This is a genomic window from Acidiphilium iwatense (assembly GCF_021556475.1).
GTDB classification, from domain to species: domain Bacteria; phylum Pseudomonadota; class Alphaproteobacteria; order Acetobacterales; family Acetobacteraceae; genus Acidiphilium; species Acidiphilium iwatense.
This window is the reverse complement of the sequence record NZ_JAKGBZ010000013.1, coordinates 84,921-100,573: the sequence shown is the minus strand read 5'-3', so window position 1 is coordinate 100,573 and position 15,653 is coordinate 84,921. Positions and strand designations below refer to the sequence as shown.

Here is a 15,653-nt window from a genome sequence, read left to right as displayed (position 1 = left end):
GGACCAGGCAGCTTCCCAGCCGCAAAAGCAGCCTCCTCCCCGCTCCACGCAACACTGCCCCCCAATACCGAAACCCCATACGATCTCAGCAATTCCTTCGCCTGATACTCATGTATGTTCATCGAACCGTCCCAATGCCCACGCTTTACCGGAAACCGTGTCCCTGGTGTGCAAGCTGTTATTTTGACTTACGAGATGAAAGCAAGGCAGGAGCGGCATCGCCGCCCCTGCCGGTCGCGACGAGCTAGATCAGCTTGGCGCCCCGCGCCCACTGATATTTCGCGCCGAGCACGGCGACCGGAATTTCAGTGGAATAGGCGTAGGACGGAATGCCGTGCGCATAGAGATATTCCGCGGCCTCTTCGACCTCCACATCTCCCGCGAGGGATGCCACGATGGGTTTTTCAATGCCTTTCGCGCGCATTTCCTCGACCACCTCGACCATGATCCTGGCGAACACCATCGGCGGGGTGATAATGGTGTGCCAGTAGCCCAGGATCAGGGCGTGAATGCGCGGGTCCTCAAGCCCGAGACGCACCGTGTTCTGGTAGGTCTTGGGCGGCTCGCCGCCGGTGATGTCGACCGGATTGCCCGCCGCGCCGAATGGCGGAATGAATTTCCTGAACGCCGCATCGAGATCCGCCGGCATGGTCATCAGCTTGAGGCCGTAATCCACGCAGGCATCGGATAGCAGGACGCCCGAACCGCCCGCGCCGGTGATGATGACGACATTCTCTCCCTTGGGAGTAGGCAGTTTTGGGATGCCCCTGGCGAAATCGAGCATTTCGCGCAGGGACCGGGCGCGGATCACGCCGACCTGCTTGAACACGTCCTCATAGATGCGGTCATTGCCGGCGAGCGCGCCGGTATGCGAGCTCGCAGCCTTCGCGCCGGCCGCCGTCCGTCCCGCCTTGAGCACCACGACGGGCTTTTTCTTGGTCACCCGGCGCGCCACTTCGGCGAAGGAACGGCCATCTTTCAGATCTTCCAGATGCTGCGCGACGATATGGGTTTCGTCATCCTGTTCGAAGAAGGTCAGCAGATCGTCTTCATCGAGATCGGATTTGTTGCCGAGGCCGACGATAGCGGAAACGCCCATCTTGGCCGACCGGCTGAAGCCGATGATCGCCATACCGATGCCGCCCGACTGCGAGGAGAGCGCCGCGTGACCCTTGACATCGTATGGCGTGCAGAACGTGGCGCAGAGATTGGCCGGCAGGTAATAGAATCCGTAGATATTCGGCCCCATCAGACGGATATTGTATTTGCGGCCGATCTCCTGGAGTTCGATCTGGCCTTCCTCATTACCCGTTTCGGCAAAGCCGGAGGGGATCAGCACGGCGCCGGAGATTTTCTTCTCGCCGCATTCGGTCAGCGCCGTCGCGACGAATTTCGCAGGAATCGCGAACACCGCGACATCGATCTCGCCAGGCACATCCTTCACCGATTTGTATGCCTTGTGACCCATGATCTCGTCGGCCTTCGGGTGAATCGGATAGATTTTGCCCTGGTATCCGCCATTGATGATGTTCTTCATCACCGAATTGCCGATCTTGCCGTCCTCCGCCGACGCGCCGATCACGGCGACCCCGCGCGGCCGCATGATGCGGGTCATCGAGGCGAGGATCTCCTCCCGGCTCGGCCGGGGCCGCGCCGCTTTCGGCGCAAAATCGAGCACGATGCGCACATCCGCCGCGATCGCCCCTTTCGCGGTCGCGAAGACCGGATTGAGATCGAGTTCGGTGATTTCAGGAAAGTCGCTGACCAGCCGGGAGACCCGCACGATCATATCGGCAAGCGCATCGCGATTTGCCGGCTCCGCGCCGCGCACGCCGCGCAGCATCTCGGCGGCCTGGATGCCGTCGATCATGCCCATCGCCTCTTGAGAATCGAGCGGAGCCAGACGGAACGTGATATCCTTCAGAACCTCGACCAGCACGCCGCCCATGCCGAAGGCGACCAGCTTGCCGAAACTGTCGTCGGTGACCGCGCCGATGATGACTTCCTGGCCGCCGGTCAGCATCTGCTGAACCTGGACGCCGTCGATCACCGCTTTCGCGTCGTAGTTGAGCGCATTGGCGAGAATGGTATCGTAGCCGCGTTTGACCTCGTCCGCCGATTTCAGGCCGACCAGCACGCCGCCCGCCTCGGTCTTGTGCAGAATATCGCGCGAGACGATCTTCAGCACCACCGGAAAGCCCATTGCCGCGGCCTGCTTCGCCGCTTCGTCGGCGGATTTGGCCAGCGCCTCTCCGGGCACCGCAATGCCATAGGCGTCGCACAGCGCCTTGCCCTCGGGTGCGGTCAGCGCGGTGCGGCCGTCTTTCCTGGCCTCGTCGAGAATCCGGCGTACCGCCTCGACCGATTGGTCTCCTCTACCCGTCTGCCCGTGCTGGGCAACGGCTGTCGCTGTGCTTGACATCATCTATCTCCTGGAAGTTTTAGGTCCCGCCATAAATTCATGGCGGTCGAAGCGGCACGGCCGGAACGGCGCGCCGAAACCATTCCGGCCGTGCCGCGAATCATTCGGCGGCGACCGCGGACGTCGAGCCGAGAGCCCCTGAATTATGCGCCTCATGCACCTGCCGGTCGTCGAATTTCAGGACGTCGCGCAGGATCTCGTCGTTGTGCTCGCCGAGCAGCGGCGACCGCCGAACCTCGCTCGGGCTGTCCGACAATTTGATGGGGTTGCCGACGGTAAGATATTTGCCGCGCGCCGGGTGATCGACCTCGACAAGGGTTCCGGTCGCGCGCAGCGACTGATCCTCGGCGATTTCCTTCATCGAAAGGATCGGCCCGCACGGAATGTCGTATTTGGTGACGATCTCCATCACCTCATATTTCGTCTTGGTCATCGTCCACTCCTCGATGACCGAGAAAATATGCTTGAGGCGCGGCAGCCTTGCCTTCGGTGTCGCATAGTCCGGGTCGGTGATCCATTCCGGCTTGCCGATCACCTCGCAGATCGATTTCCAGACCGGCGCCTGGGTGATGAAATAGATATAGGCGTTCGGGTCGGTCTCCCACCCTTTGCACTTGAGAATCCAGCCGGGCTGGCCACCGCCCGAGGCGTTGCCGGCGCGCGGCACCGCATCGCCGAATACTCCATCGGGATATTGTGGGTATTCCGTGAGCGGGCCGTGGGCGAGACGCTGCTGATCGCGCAGCTTGACGCGGCAGAGATTGAGCACGCCATCCTGCATCGCGGCGAGCACCTTCTGACCGCGCCCGGTTTTGGTGCGCTGATAGAGCGCCGTGACGATGCCGAGGGCAAGATGCAGCCCGGTGCCGCTATCGCCGATCTGCGCACCGGTGACCAACGGTGGACCATCATCGAATCCGGTCGTCGACGCGGCTCCTCCGGCGCATTGGGCGATATTCTCATAGACCTTGTAATCCTCGAACGGGCCGGGACCGAATCCCTTGATCGAGGCCAGGATGATGTGCGGGTTGAGAGTCTGGATGCGCTCCCAGGTAAACCCCATGCGGTCGAGGGTGCCAGGGGCGAAATTCTCGACCATCACGTCGCAGATCTTTACGAGTTCCTCGAGAATCTCTCGGCCCTTGCGGTTCTTCGTGTCGAGCGTGAGCGAGCGCTTGTTGCCGTTCAGCATGGTGAAATACAGGCTGTCGGCATTGGGCACATCACGCAACTGGCCGCGCGTGATGTCGCCCTCGCCCGGGCGCTCGATCTTGATGACATCGGCACCGAACCAGGCGAGCAACTGGGTACAGGTCGGCCCGGACTGGACATGGGTGAAGTCCAGGATACGCACGCCATCGAGAGCTTTTGTCATGGCTTCCTCCAATCGAATAGGCTGCGCGCGCCGGCAAGCGGCGCGGCGTCTTTTGTTAGATTCACTTATACATCGTCTGGGCTTTGGTTCCGGGGGCGTATTCCCGCGGATCGACCCAGATATTCACCACGGCCGAACGCCCGTCGCGCTTGACCGCCTCGCGCGCGCGGCGGAGTGCCGGCGCGATCTCGGATGCTTCGCGCACCTCCTCGCCATGGCCGCCGAGCATCGCGGCGAACGTGCCGAACGGCACATCGCCCAGCAGGTTGCCGACATTGCCGCGCTGTTCGCCGTATTTGGCGAGCTGTCCATAGCGGATCTGGTTCATCGCCGAGTTGTTGCCGATCACCGCGATATACGGCGCGCCGAACCGATTGGCGGTCTCCATGTCGAAGCCGGTCATGCCGAAAGAGCCGTCGCCATAGTAGCAAAGCACTTCCTTTTCGGGATGCGCGAGCTTGGCGGCCAGCGCGAAGCCGGTGCCGACACCGAGGCTGCCGAGCGCACCGGGGTCCATCCACTGACCCGGCCGGCGCGGCCGCACCGCCTGCGCCGAGATCGTCACCACGTCGCCGCCATCGCCGATATAGATCGTGTCGTCGTTGAGGAATTCGTTGAGTTCCCACGCCACCCGATACGGGTGGATCGGCGACTGGTCGGACTTGAACAGCGGCATCAGTTTTTCGGTCGCCGCCACCTCTGCACGGGTGAGTTCGGCCATCCATTCGCGCCGCTTCGCATGGGCGCCGCGATCGATCCGGCCGGATGCGGCATCGCGCAGCGCGGTGAGAATCGCACCCGGATCGCCCACCAGCCCAAGCTCGATGTCGCGGTTCTTGCCGACCGTGCGGTAATCCATGTCGATCTGCACGATCTTCGCTTCGCGGCTCAGCCGCTTGCCGTAGCCCATGCGGAAGTCGAACGGCGTGCCGACGATGATGATGAGATCGGCCTTGTCGAATCCGTAGCGGCGGGTGCGGTCGAAATGATGCGGATCGCCCGGCGGCAGCAGGCCACGGCCGGAGCCGTTGAAATAGGCCGGGATGTCGAGCGCGCGGACGAACTCGATCGCCGCATCGTGGCCCCGGCAGGTCCAGACCTGGGTGCCGAGCAGGATCACCGGGCGTTCCGAAGCGACCACCATGTCGGCGAGTTTCTCGATGTCGCGCGGATCGCCGACCGATTTGGTCGAGGCGCGGTAATGGCCCGGCTCGGGAATCACCGCGCGCGGCAGGTCGATCTCGCGGTCGAGCACGTCGCGCGGAATCTCCAGATAGGCCGGGCCCGGCGCACCCGCGAAACATTCCCGCGCCGCCATCGCGATCATGTCGGCAACCCGTTCGGTCGAGCGCACGCCGGCGGAGAATTTGGTGATCGGCCGCATCAGATCGACATGCGGCAGATCCTGCAGCGAGCCCATCATGTGCTGGGTCAGCGCGCCCTGGCCGCCGATATGGAGCACCGGGCTTTCCGAGCGGAACGCCGTCGCGATGCCGGTCACCGCATTGGTGCAGCCGGGGCCGGCGGTGGTCACCACGCAGCCGAGCTTGCCGGTCTGGCGCGCATAGCCATCCGCCGCATGCGCCGCGACCTGTTCATGGCGGACATCGATGATCCGAATCCCCTCGTCGATGCAACCATCGTAGATGTCGATGATGTGCCCGCCGCACAGAGTGAAGATCGTGTCCACGCCTTCATTCTTCAGCGCGCGCGCGACCAGGTGGCCGCCCGAGACGATATTGGGATCGCGGCTCTTGCGAACCAGCGTATCTTCCGCGGTCGAACTGGGTGCGGCGCCCTGCCGGGCACCCGGCAGTTGGGTCACATTGGCGGTCTGAGTGGACATGGACTGTTTCCTCTAGCAGTTACTCGGTCGTCGGAGCCGCCGCGACACGCCACGGCTTTCTCCGCTTGATGATCCGGCCGGCGGCGCGCCGGTCAGGCGTAGCGCCGCTTCCGGGTTTCGGTGCTCTGGAACTGATCCAGAAAATCGCCGTATTTCTCGATATGCGCGGCAAGCCCCAGCGTGTGCTCGCGTACCCGCCGCGCCGCCAGATCCGCGTCCCGCGCTTCCAGCGCGGCCACGATGTTCATGTGATCGACGATCGAGCGCTGCGCCCGGTCGCCCTGGCGCATCGTCACCGAACGAATCGCCCGCATATGGATGAACAGGTTCTCGGCCATATCCGACATCAGCCCGCAGCCGCTCATCCGAATGATCGTCTTGTGAAAGATCATGTTGGACTGCGAATATTCGTCGAGATGGGTGGACGGATTCTTCTTGAACTCGGCGATCGCGCGCAGCTCGGAAAGCTCCTCCGGCGTCGCCCGTTCGCAGGCGAGCCGCGCCGCCATGGCCTCGATCGCCGACCAGACGGTGATCATCTCGACGATCTCGCGCTTGTTCTTGCGCACGACATAAATACCCCGGCGCGGCACCGAGCGGACGAACCCCTCCTGCTCGAGCAGGCTCAGCGCCTCGCGGATCGGCGTGCGACTGACCCCGAGATCGCGCGAGAGCTGGCGCTCGTCGAGCCGGACCTCCTCGGGATGACTATAAATATCCATATTGGTAATCGCGTGCTTGATCGCGTCGGTCGCGAGCCGGCGCAGTCCGACGCTGGCTTCGAGCGGCTCGACCTTGATCTGCGGCAACTGGGGCGTGTCATCCATCGGGGCTTTTCCTGGCTGTGACGCGGCCACTGCCCCGAACGGGGAAACGTTCGCCGGGAGCGGCGGGTTTTCGACGGATTTTTGCATAGCAGGTATAATATACAACGGCAATCTTGCAATTTTCGCGGATTCATCAGAATCGCGCGAACAACCGGAGATACGCGCAACAACTGGTTCCAGAGCGCCCAAGTCAGTGAACCCGCGCATCGCCGGACGCGGCCGTTCCCTGTCCGAAGAACAGGATATCGGAAACGTCGATCAAGCCGATCGCCTGCTCTCGATCCATCACCAGCGCATGTTGGGCCGCCCGCTCGCGCATCATCTCGATCAGGGTCGGCAGTTCCTCGCCGATATCGCAGACCACAAGGCGTCCCTTGATCAATTTCGCTACCGGCATCGCGAAGGCCGCCGCCCCATGATCGGCCACGGCATCGGTAACATCCTGGCGAGTAAGCACACCCAGAACCGCCTCGCCCTCGGTCGCGCAGCGATCGATCACCACAACCGCATCGACCTGCTCCGCCCGCATCAGCGTCACCGCCGCCTGCAAGGTCTTGTCCATCGACAGGCTGACGATCCGCGGCCCCCGATGGCGCAACATGGTTTCGACGATCATCCCGCTCCTCCATTCCAACGCCGATCCGTCCGGGTTGAGGTTCCGTTGATGGATCATTGTATCGATGGGTAATGAATAAAGTATACCACGAAACAAGTCAAGTGCCTTTTGTGCGATTTCGTTCGTCGCCGCCGCACCAAGGTGTGAACAAAACTCGGGACCGGCTTACGCCGGCCCCGAGTCTCGCTTCAGTCCAGATTACTCAGCCGGCCGCTGCCGCTCCTCGAACCCCAATGCCACCTCGCCCGCGTGGTAGCGGGTTTCGGCCGGCCGCAGCACCAGAAGCACCAGCACCACCGCAACCACGTTGATCGCGGTGACCAGATAGAGGGCGGCGCTCCAGTTGTGGGTGCGCGCCACCAGCAGGCTCGCCAGAGGCACCAGGAATCCGGCTATCCCTTTCGAGGTGTAGAGGCAGGACAGGTTGGTGGTCGCGTATTTCGGCCCGAACAGGTCGGTGCACATCGTCGGGAACAGGCTGAAAATCTGCCCCCAGCACACGAAGATCAGTCCGGCGAACAGGATGAAGCCCACCGCGTAATGGCCTACCACCGTCATCATGAAATACGCGACGGCGCCCAGGCCGAACGAAATCGCCATGGTGTTGGAACAGCCGATATTGTCCGATACCCAGCCGAAGAGCGGCCGCGCCACCCCGTTCATCACGTTGGCGAAGATCAGCCCGACCGACAATGCGGTCGCGCCGGCGAACACCACGATATTGGCGACATGGTAGGATTTGGCGATCCCCGCCATATTCGCCGCCGCCATCAAGCCACCCGCCGCCATCAGTATGAACAGCACATACAATACCCAGAACACCGGCTGAGCCAGCATCTGCGGCGTGGTATGGCTGCGGGCCGATTGTTGCACCTTCACCTGGGTCACCGCGGGCGCCTCGCCCTGTTTCGGCGCCCGGATGAACTGCGAGACGATCAGCACGATACCGCCCTGGATCAGCCCGAACCAGAAGAGGGCCGTGGTATAGCCGCCCGCCGCGATCACCAAGCGGATCGGAATGATCGTCAGCGCGGCGCCAGCACCGAACCCCGCCGCGGTCAGGCCCACCGCCAGACCACGCCGGTCCTTGAACCATTTCACCGCATTGCCGACCGCCGTGGTGTAGACCGCACCGGCGCCGAGGCCGCCCAATGCGCCGCCCAGATACAGCATGCTCAGCGAGCCGGCGCGCGATTCGAGGATCCAGCCCAGCGCCACTAGCACCCCGCCGACTCCCATCACCACGCGCGGTCCCATGTCGGGACCCAGCGTATCGGCGAACCAGCCATCGATCGGCGTCGGCCAGGTTTCCAGCGCGATGAACAGGCTGAAGGCGACCTGGATGTCCGCCACCGCCCAGCCATGCGCCTTGTGGATCGGCAACACGAACAGCGTCCAGCCATATTGCAGGTTGGCGATCATCACCATGCAGATGATGCCCAGGATCAGGTACCACCAGCGCCGTTTGCTGACAGCCCCTCCCGCACTCCCAGGCCCACCAAAAACGTTACTGTCTGGAATTCCGTTGCTTGGCATTATTTCCTCCGTTCTCGACGTTCTGCGATGTTTATCGCTTGGAGCCACTTCGCCGCCCACTGGCGGCAACGTCTTGCGCACCTGCAACCCGAGCAGAATACCCGGATCGATCGCCAGGAATCTGCTCAGCGAAGTTAACGATACGCAACAAACTTTTCAGTCCGACTACATAGAAGTCAGTGCCGTCTTTTGCGCAATGTATACCACAATAATGAATATTGTCTAGTGTCAGATTTCAGATCGGCTCCCCGCTTACTGGACGCGACGAGAAACCAAACGCTCAGAAAGAAAAACACACGCGACGCGGCTTCGCCTCGCGTGAACGGTGCGCCGGGACGGTGTGAAATTTCAGGAATGGAAGGCTGCAACGGTTGCCCGATGCGGACCGCGCGATGCCGGCCGCAACCGGAATTTCCGTCGATGCAGCCGGGATCGACGCCCGGTTCGGCCGGGGCAGCTGCCGCATCCCGACCGTTTCAATAACGTCTATGAAGGCAGGAAAATTTTAGAACGGAATCTCATCGTCGAGATCGGCGCCGCTCTTCCCGGCATCCCAGCCGCCGCTGCGGGGTGCTGCTTGACCGCCGCCATAACCGCCCGCCGCGCGGGCATTGCCGCGCGGCATGTCGTCACCGCCGCCCGAGGCATTGGCGCGGTCGAGCAGCACCAGTTCGGCGCCGATTCGGCCGAGCATCACCTCGGTCGTGTATTTCTCCTGGCCGGACTGGTCGGTCCATTTGCGGGTCTGCAGCTTGCCTTCGAGATAGACCTTCGAGCCTTTTTTCAGGAAGCGCTCGGCGACATCGGCCAGCCGGTCGTTCATGATGACGACCCGGTGCCACTCGGTGCGCTCCTGGCGCTCGCCGCTGGTCTTATCGTTCCAGGTTTCCGAGGTGGCGACCGCGAGATTGACGATTTTCATGCCCGATTGGGTGGTCCGCACTTCCGGGTCCTTGCCGAGATTCCCGATCAGCGTCACCTTGTTCACGCTCCCCGCCATCACACACACCCCATGTTCTTCAACGCCGTTGAACCAAGCTCGTCCCCACGGCTTTAACCGATCGCCGCCGCCGAGACAAACCGCCCCCCTTTCCAGAGGACCGATTTTAGGCCATACCGACCGTGAACATATATGGAACATCGCCATGACAGGGTCCGGCTTCATCGCGGTGCGCGGTGCGCGCGAGCACAACCTCAAGAATATCGACGTGCGGATTCCGCGCGACCGCTTGACGGTGATCACCGGCCTGTCCGGCTCGGGTAAATCCTCGCTCGCGTTCGATACGATCTATGCCGAGGGCCAGCGCCGCTATGTCGAGAGCCTGTCGGCCTATGCAAGGCAATTCCTCGAATTGATGGGCAAGCCGGATGTCGATTCGATCGAAGGTCTGTCGCCGGCGATTTCGATCGAGCAGAAAACCACCTCGCGCAACCCGCGCTCGACCGTGGGCACGGTGACGGAAATTCACGACTATATGCGCCTGCTCTGGGCGCGGGTCGGCGTGCCGTATTCGCCGGCGACCGGGCTGCCGATCGAGGCGCAGACGGTGAGCCAGATGGTCGACCGGGTGATGGCGATGCCGGAAGGAACGCGGCTGCTGCTGCTGGCCCCGGTGGTGCGCGACCGCAAGGGCGAATACCGCAAGGAACTCGCCGAATTGCAGCGACGCGGGTTCACCAGGGTGAAAATCGACGGCAAGCTGTATGAGATCGGCGAGGTACCGGCACTGAACAAGAAGGTCAAGCACGAGATCGAGGCGGTGGTCGATCGCGTCGTGGTGCGCGGCGGCACCGAGCAGCGCCTGGCCGATTCGTTCGAAACCGCTTTGGGACTGTCGGACGGGATCGTCTATGCCGAAAACGCGGATAGCGGCGAGCGCACGGTGTTTTCGGCGCGGTTCGCCTGCCCGGTGTCGGGCTTCACCATCGAGGAAATCGAGCCGCGGCTGTTCAGCTTCAACTCGCCGCACGGGGCCTGCCCGGAATGCAGCGGCCTGGGCACTGAAACGTTTTTCGACCCCGCGCTGATCGTGCCCGACGAGACCAGGTCGCTGGCTGAGCAGGCGATCGCCCCCTGGGCGAACGCGCAATCGCCCTATTACGATCAGACGCTGGCGAGCCTCGCCAAGCATTTCAAGGTGAAGATGGCCACGCCGTGGGAGAAGTTGCCCGAGCGGGTGCGCGAGGCGATTCTGTTCGGCGCGGGCAAGGACGAAATCGCGTTTTCCTATAAGGATGGCGTGCGCGCCTATGGCGTGAACAAGGCGTTCGAGGGTGTGGTTCGCAACCTGGAACGGCGGATGCGCGAGACCGACAGCATCTGGGTTCGCGAGGAGTTGTCGCGGTATCAGGCGGAACGGCCGTGCAAGCGCTGCCACGGGGCGCGACTGCGCGAAGAGGCGCTGGCGGTGAAGATCAATGGTTGCAACATCGCCGAGGCTTCGGATCATGCGATCAGCGCGGCGCGGAATTGGTTCGCCACCGTGTTCGACACGCTGACGCCGCAGCGCCAGGACATCGCAAGGCGAATCCTGCGCGAAATCAACGACCGCCTGCAATTCCTGGTCGATGTCGGGCTCGATTACCTGTCGCTCGCGCGGGGATCGGCGACGCTGTCCGGCGGCGAGAGCCAGCGCATCCGGCTGGCGAGCCAGATCGGCTCCGGGTTGACCGGGGTTCTGTATGTGCTCGACGAGCCCTCGATCGGGCTGCATCAGCGCGATAACGAGCGGTTATTGGCGACGCTGCGCCGGCTGCGCGATCTCGGTAACACCGTGCTGGTGGTTGAGCATGACGAGGACGCGATCCGCCACGCCGATCATGTGATCGATATGGGGCCGCTTGCCGGCATCCATGGCGGCGAGGTGATCGCCGAAGGCACGCCGGCGGAGGTCGCGGCGAATCCGAAATCGTTGACCGGGGATTTTCTGTCTGGCCGGCGGGCGATCGCGGTGCCGGAGCAGCGGCGGGTGGTGGATTCCGGGCGGATGCTGAAACTTATCGGCGCGCGCGGGAATAATCTGAAATCCGTGACCGGAGAATTTCCGCTCGGCGTGTTCACCTGCATCACCGGGGTTTCCGGCGGCGGCAAATCGACCTTGGTGATCGACACGCTGTACAAGGCGGTGTCGCGCCGGCTGATGGGCTCTGGCCAGGTGCCCGCGCCCTATGACCGGATCGACGGGCTCGACCAGCTCGACAAGATCATTGAGATCGACCAGTCGCCGATCGGGCGCACGCCGCGCTCGAACCCGGCGACCTATACCGATCTGTTCGCGCCGATCCGCGACTGGTTCGCCGAACTGCCGGAAAGCCGGGCGCGCGGCTATAAATCGGGGCGGTTTTCCTTCAACGTCAAGGGCGGGCGCTGCGAAGCGTGCCAGGGCGACGGCGTGCTGAAGATCGAGATGCACTTCCTGCCCGACGTGTTCGTGACCTGCGATACCTGCAAGGGCAAGCGGTATAATCGCGAGACGCTGGAGATAAAATTCCGCGACAAATCGATCGCCGATGTGCTGGATATGAATGTCGAGGAAGCCCAAGGTTACTTTTCCGCCCAGCCGCGCATTCGCGACCGGCTGCGCCTGCTGATGGAGGTGGGGCTTGGCTACATCAAGCTCGGCCAGTCGGCGACCACGCTGTCGGGCGGCGAGGCGCAGCGGATCAAGCTGGCGAAGGAACTGGCGCGGCGGGCGACCGGGCGGACGCTGTATATCCTCGACGAGCCGACCACCGGGCTGCATTTCGAGGATGTGCGGAAATTGCTGGAAGTTCTGCACGCGCTGGTGGATGCCGGCAACACGGTGATCGTGATCGAGCATAATCTGGAAGTGATCAAGACCGCCGATTGGGTGATCGATCTCGGCCCCGAGGGCGGCGACGGTGGCGGCGAGATCGTCGCGGCCGGCACGCCGGAGGATGTCGCCGGAATCGCCCGCTCGCACACCGCGCGCTTCCTTACCCCCCTACTCGCCCCGCGCCGGCCGGAGCGGAAACGCAAGCGGGCGTGATGGTGGCGAGCGATTTTCTGTTGCTGCGCTGGCGGGTTTTTGCACTCGGCAATGCACTGCGAGATTTGACGCGGTTGGGAGGGCGCAGGTTGGTGGGATTCGGCATCCCGGCACTGGTTATAGCGTTTTATGGGTTTTTCTGGGTCAATTCAATGATTCGCCACGGCGTGGCTTCGCTGCACGTGGATGGGGAATTTTTGTTTGCCGCCGGCGGGCTGGCTTGCGTGGCCATGGGGATCGGTGCGGGACGGCTGGCGGTGATGCGTGATCGCGCCGCTATCGAATCTCCTTGGCTCGCTGTGCTGCCCTGGCCGGCATCGGCGCGACGACGTGCCTTGATCGTCTCCGTCGCCAGCGCTTTCCTGGTGCGAAGTCTCGCGATGGGGGTTGCTTTGGGGCTTGTCGTGATGTCGGCTCGGTTGGCGCATCCGGTTCGCGACGCAGTGATCGGCGCGTTGATGTTCGGCGTGGGTTTTGCGGGCGTGGCGGTTTTTCTCATGGCCTTTGAACGCCAAACGAAAGAGACGCACGAAGAGTCGGTCGGTGCCCCATCGCATGGCGTGCACGCCGCCCTTATCGATGCGATCGGGCGATATGACCAATCCAGCCCCCGCTGGGCGGGATCATGGACTCTGGGTCCGAGGCTTTGCGGCGTCGGCGCGGTGTGGCTTGCGACATTCGTGGTGGGTGTTCCGATCGCGTTTGCCGCCCATGCGGGCGATCCGCACGCCACCCTATCGCCGGCAATCGCCGTGATCGGCGCGGTCGCCGTGATGGTCGCGGCAACCCGCTGTGCGCCGCTGGTTTCGCCGGTGCTGCGCACCACATCGCTCGGCTATTGGCGTGCGTGTGCCGCGATGCTGCGGCTGCCGGCGCTGATGACGACGGCGTGGTTCGTCGGTGTCGTCGCGATCTCGCTGGCCGGCGGGTTGCTCAGCGCTCAAGCGATCGTCACGGCGGCGTTGAGCGCGGCCGGATTATGCGTATTTTATGCGATGGCGGCGCTGTCGATCCCCGCCTCGCCGCGTCTCGCTCTTGGGTTTTACCTGGCAGCCCTGGCGCTGGCCGCGGACGAATATTCCGAGATGCAGAATCTGGTATTTCTGATCCTGTTCGGGATTCTGGCGTTTCTGGTGCTGCGCGCAAGGACGATCTATCGTGCCGGGTGATAACGCGACGTTATTGATGGCGTCAGCGGTTTCGGCGGGATATCGGGGCGTTGCACGGGTCGCCGATATCGATCTGGCGGTCGAGCCCGGCGATTTTCTGGTTCTCCTGGGCGCCAACGGGTCCGGCAAATCGACGCTGATGCGCGCGGTCAGTGGGCAAATTTCACTCCTGGCAGGTGCCGTGCGGATTGACGGGATCGATATGGCGTCAACACCCGAGGCGGCGAAACGATCGATTGGGTATGCGGTCGAGCCGTACGATCTGCCGGAGACGCTGACGGGCGCGCAATATCTCGACCTGATCGCCTCGATCCGGGGCTGTTCGGCGCGGGACTGGCCGTGCGACGAGCTGGATGAGGTTTTGCAGTTCCGACCATGGCTGCGAACGACGATTTCGGCATACTCGCTGGGTACGCGGATGAAATTGTCGATCATGGGGGCGCTGCTCGGTGCACCGAAGCTGCTACTGCTCGATGAATCGCTCAACGGGCTCGATCCGCTGATGCTGTTTCGGGTGCGCAGAATATTTGCGGCGTTACGCGCGAAGGGGCATGGCGTCATTTTGTCCACCCATATGGTGGGGACGATCGGCGCGGATTGCACCGGCATCGTGTTTCTGGAACATGGGCGGTGCCGCCATCGATGGACACGACGCGAGATCGACGCGGCGCAGGGTCAACCGGGAGGGCTTGAGGCGATGGTGATCGCGGCACTGGAGATGGCGAATTGACCCTGCCTGCCTGGAAACGCGCGATGCTGCGCCTGCCGCCGCTGGCGCGGATCGCCGAACGCGAGGGGGCGTATCGCACGCGGATCGCCGAACTCGAAGCGCGTCACACCGCGCTGAAACCTCGCCTTCAGCCGGGTTTCGCGGTCGCCCATTGGGTCGATCATCTCTGGTGCGACATCCATGGGGTATTCGTCCGGGGCTGGGCGCACGCCTACGAGCGTCCGGTGCGGCGGGTCGGTTTGCGATCCGGCGATCATCGGGTGGCGACGGGGGAGTTTATAGCGCGCCCGGATGTCGCTGCGCATTATCCCGACCATGCGGGGGCGGCGCGAAGCGGTTTCGCGCTCTATCTGCCCTGCCCGCCCTTCGCGCCGGCGTTTCTCGACATCGAGACCGATGACGGCGTTGTTTCGGTGCCGCTCGACCTTCCGCCTCACCTGCAGCGGCAGGAACCCTACCCGCCGCTGCCGCCGCGCGCGATCGAACCGTTCATCGCCGAGATGAAGGCAAGGCGCGGCGCGGTGCTGGAAATCGGCGCGCGCATCGTCGGGCCGGAAAGTTTTGCGCGGATCGCCGAATTCACGCCGGAATGCCGCTACGTCGGCTGCGACATTCATGCGGCACCGGGGGTCGATCTGGTCGCCGACGCCCATGCGCTGTCGGCGGCGACCGGGTGCGGCGCGTTCGACGGGATTTTCTCGGTCGCGGTGATGGAACATATCGCGGCCCCCTGGATCGTCGCCGCCGAAATCAACCGCGCGCTCAGGCCGGGCGGGCTGACGTTCCACGTGATGCCGCACACCTATCCGCTGCACGAGACGCCGAACGATTTCTGGCGCTATTCCGACGAGGCGCTGAAGATCCTGTTCGGCCCGGCGACCGGCTTCGAGATCGTCGCGGCCGGGCTGCGCAAGCCGATCATGATGGCGCCCTACCCCGAATGGCGGGATTTGCAGGCGATGGAGATGACCAGCCTGCCCGGTTATTCGACCGCCCATGTGCTGGCGCGCAAGGTGGCCGAATTGCCGGACGGCGCGATCGCCATGCCGGCGGGATTCGATTTCGCCGCGCGCAGCCGGGCCTATCCCGCCCACGGGGCAGCGACGGGCGACTCCGAATAAA

The 15,653-nt window shown here is 63.5% G+C and carries 11 protein-coding genes and 1 pseudogene; 4 read left to right on the top strand and 8 right to left on the bottom strand.

Annotation, left to right across the window (positions count from 1 at the left end; all coding sequences use genetic code 11):
• From sucC to ssb, 8 genes and pseudogenes are all read right to left on the bottom strand, one after another.
• Nucleotides 1-122 (bottom strand): annotated as a pseudogene (gene sucC, locus L2A60_RS08880) (succinate--CoA ligase subunit beta); the annotation flags it as partial.
• Nucleotides 123-244: 122 nt separating this feature from the next.
• Nucleotides 245-2,422: an acetate--CoA ligase family protein gene (locus tag L2A60_RS08875; protein ID WP_235704022.1), complete on the bottom strand. Its 2,178-nt coding sequence runs from the start codon at nt 2,420-2,422 to the stop codon at nt 245-247.
• A gap of 100 nt (nt 2,423-2,522) precedes the next feature.
• Nucleotides 2,523-3,797 (bottom strand): formyl-CoA transferase, encoded by a 1,275-nt coding sequence (gene frc, locus L2A60_RS08870; protein ID WP_235704021.1) that lies wholly within the window; start codon nt 3,795-3,797, stop codon nt 2,523-2,525.
• 61 nt (nt 3,798-3,858) lie between these two features.
• The gene (locus tag L2A60_RS08865; protein WP_235704020.1) at nt 3,859-5,643 is read right to left on the bottom strand and encodes a thiamine pyrophosphate-binding protein; all 1,785 of its coding nucleotides are present in this window, start codon (nt 5,641-5,643) and stop codon (nt 3,859-3,861) included.
• Nucleotides 5,644-5,735: 92 nt separating this feature from the next.
• Complete coding sequence (locus L2A60_RS08860; RefSeq protein WP_235704019.1) at nt 5,736-6,470, bottom strand: GntR family transcriptional regulator; 735 nt, start codon at nt 6,468-6,470, stop codon at nt 5,736-5,738.
• Nucleotides 6,471-6,660: 190 nt separating this feature from the next.
• On the bottom strand, nt 6,661-7,086 hold the full coding sequence (locus L2A60_RS08855; RefSeq protein ID WP_235704018.1) for a CBS domain-containing protein: 426 nt from the start codon (nt 7,084-7,086) through the stop codon (nt 6,661-6,663).
• Between the two features lie 198 nt (nt 7,087-7,284).
• Nucleotides 7,285-8,622: an oxalate/formate MFS antiporter gene (oxlT, locus tag L2A60_RS08850; RefSeq protein ID WP_235704017.1), complete on the bottom strand. Its 1,338-nt coding sequence runs from the start codon at nt 8,620-8,622 to the stop codon at nt 7,285-7,287.
• A gap of 505 nt (nt 8,623-9,127) precedes the next feature.
• Nucleotides 9,128-9,622, bottom strand: a complete 495-nt coding sequence (ssb, locus tag L2A60_RS08845) for a single-stranded DNA-binding protein (protein ID WP_235704016.1) — start codon at nt 9,620-9,622, stop codon at nt 9,128-9,130.
• A gap of 145 nt (nt 9,623-9,767) precedes the next feature.
• Between ssb and uvrA the strand changes: the two genes are divergently transcribed.
• Genes uvrA through L2A60_RS08825 form a run of 4 tightly spaced genes read left to right on the top strand, consistent with a single transcriptional unit; the run spans nt 9,768 to nt 15,652 of the window.
• Nucleotides 9,768-12,632, top strand: coding sequence for an excinuclease ABC subunit UvrA (uvrA, locus tag L2A60_RS08840; protein WP_235704015.1), 2,865 nt, complete (start codon nt 9,768-9,770; stop codon nt 12,630-12,632).
• Entirely contained in the window at nt 12,632-13,801 is a 1,170-nt protein-coding gene (locus tag L2A60_RS08835; RefSeq protein ID WP_235704014.1) for a hypothetical protein, read from the top strand. The genes uvrA and L2A60_RS08835 overlap by 1 nt, the downstream gene beginning before the upstream one ends.
• A gap of 16 nt (nt 13,802-13,817) precedes the next feature.
• Nucleotides 13,818-14,531, top strand: coding sequence for an ATP-binding cassette domain-containing protein (locus L2A60_RS08830; protein WP_235704013.1), 714 nt, complete (start codon nt 13,818-13,820; stop codon nt 14,529-14,531).
• The gene (locus L2A60_RS08825) at nt 14,528-15,652 is read left to right on the top strand and encodes a class I SAM-dependent methyltransferase (protein WP_235704012.1); all 1,125 of its coding nucleotides are present in this window, start codon (nt 14,528-14,530) and stop codon (nt 15,650-15,652) included. The genes L2A60_RS08830 and L2A60_RS08825 overlap by 4 nt, the downstream gene beginning before the upstream one ends.
• Nucleotide 15,653: the final 1 nt, after the last annotated feature.

Bases quoted from the DNA above. Each gene is read 5' to 3' on its own strand.
- L2A60_RS08875 (WP_235704022.1), bottom strand. From the start codon at position 2,422: ATGTCAAGCACAGCGACAGCCGTTGCCCAGCACGGGCAGACGGGTAGA.
- frc (WP_235704021.1), bottom strand. From the start codon at position 3,797: ATGACAAAAGCTCTCGATGGCGTGCGTATCCTGGACTTCACCCATGTC.
- L2A60_RS08865 (WP_235704020.1), bottom strand. From the start codon at position 5,643: ATGTCCACTCAGACCGCCAATGTGACCCAACTGCCGGGTGCCCGGCAG.
- L2A60_RS08860 (WP_235704019.1), bottom strand. From the start codon at position 6,470: ATGGATGACACGCCCCAGTTGCCGCAGATCAAGGTCGAGCCGCTCGAA.
- L2A60_RS08855 (WP_235704018.1), bottom strand. From the start codon at position 7,086: ATGATCGTCGAAACCATGTTGCGCCATCGGGGGCCGCGGATCGTCAGC.
- oxlT (WP_235704017.1), bottom strand. From the start codon at position 8,622: ATGCCAAGCAACGGAATTCCAGACAGTAACGTTTTTGGTGGGCCTGGG.
- ssb (WP_235704016.1), bottom strand. From the start codon at position 9,622: ATGGCGGGGAGCGTGAACAAGGTGACGCTGATCGGGAATCTCGGCAAG.
- uvrA (WP_235704015.1), top strand. From the start codon at position 9,768: ATGACAGGGTCCGGCTTCATCGCGGTGCGCGGTGCGCGCGAGCACAAC.
- L2A60_RS08835 (WP_235704014.1), top strand. From the start codon at position 12,632: ATGGTGGCGAGCGATTTTCTGTTGCTGCGCTGGCGGGTTTTTGCACTC.
- L2A60_RS08830 (WP_235704013.1), top strand. From the start codon at position 13,818: ATGGCGTCAGCGGTTTCGGCGGGATATCGGGGCGTTGCACGGGTCGCC.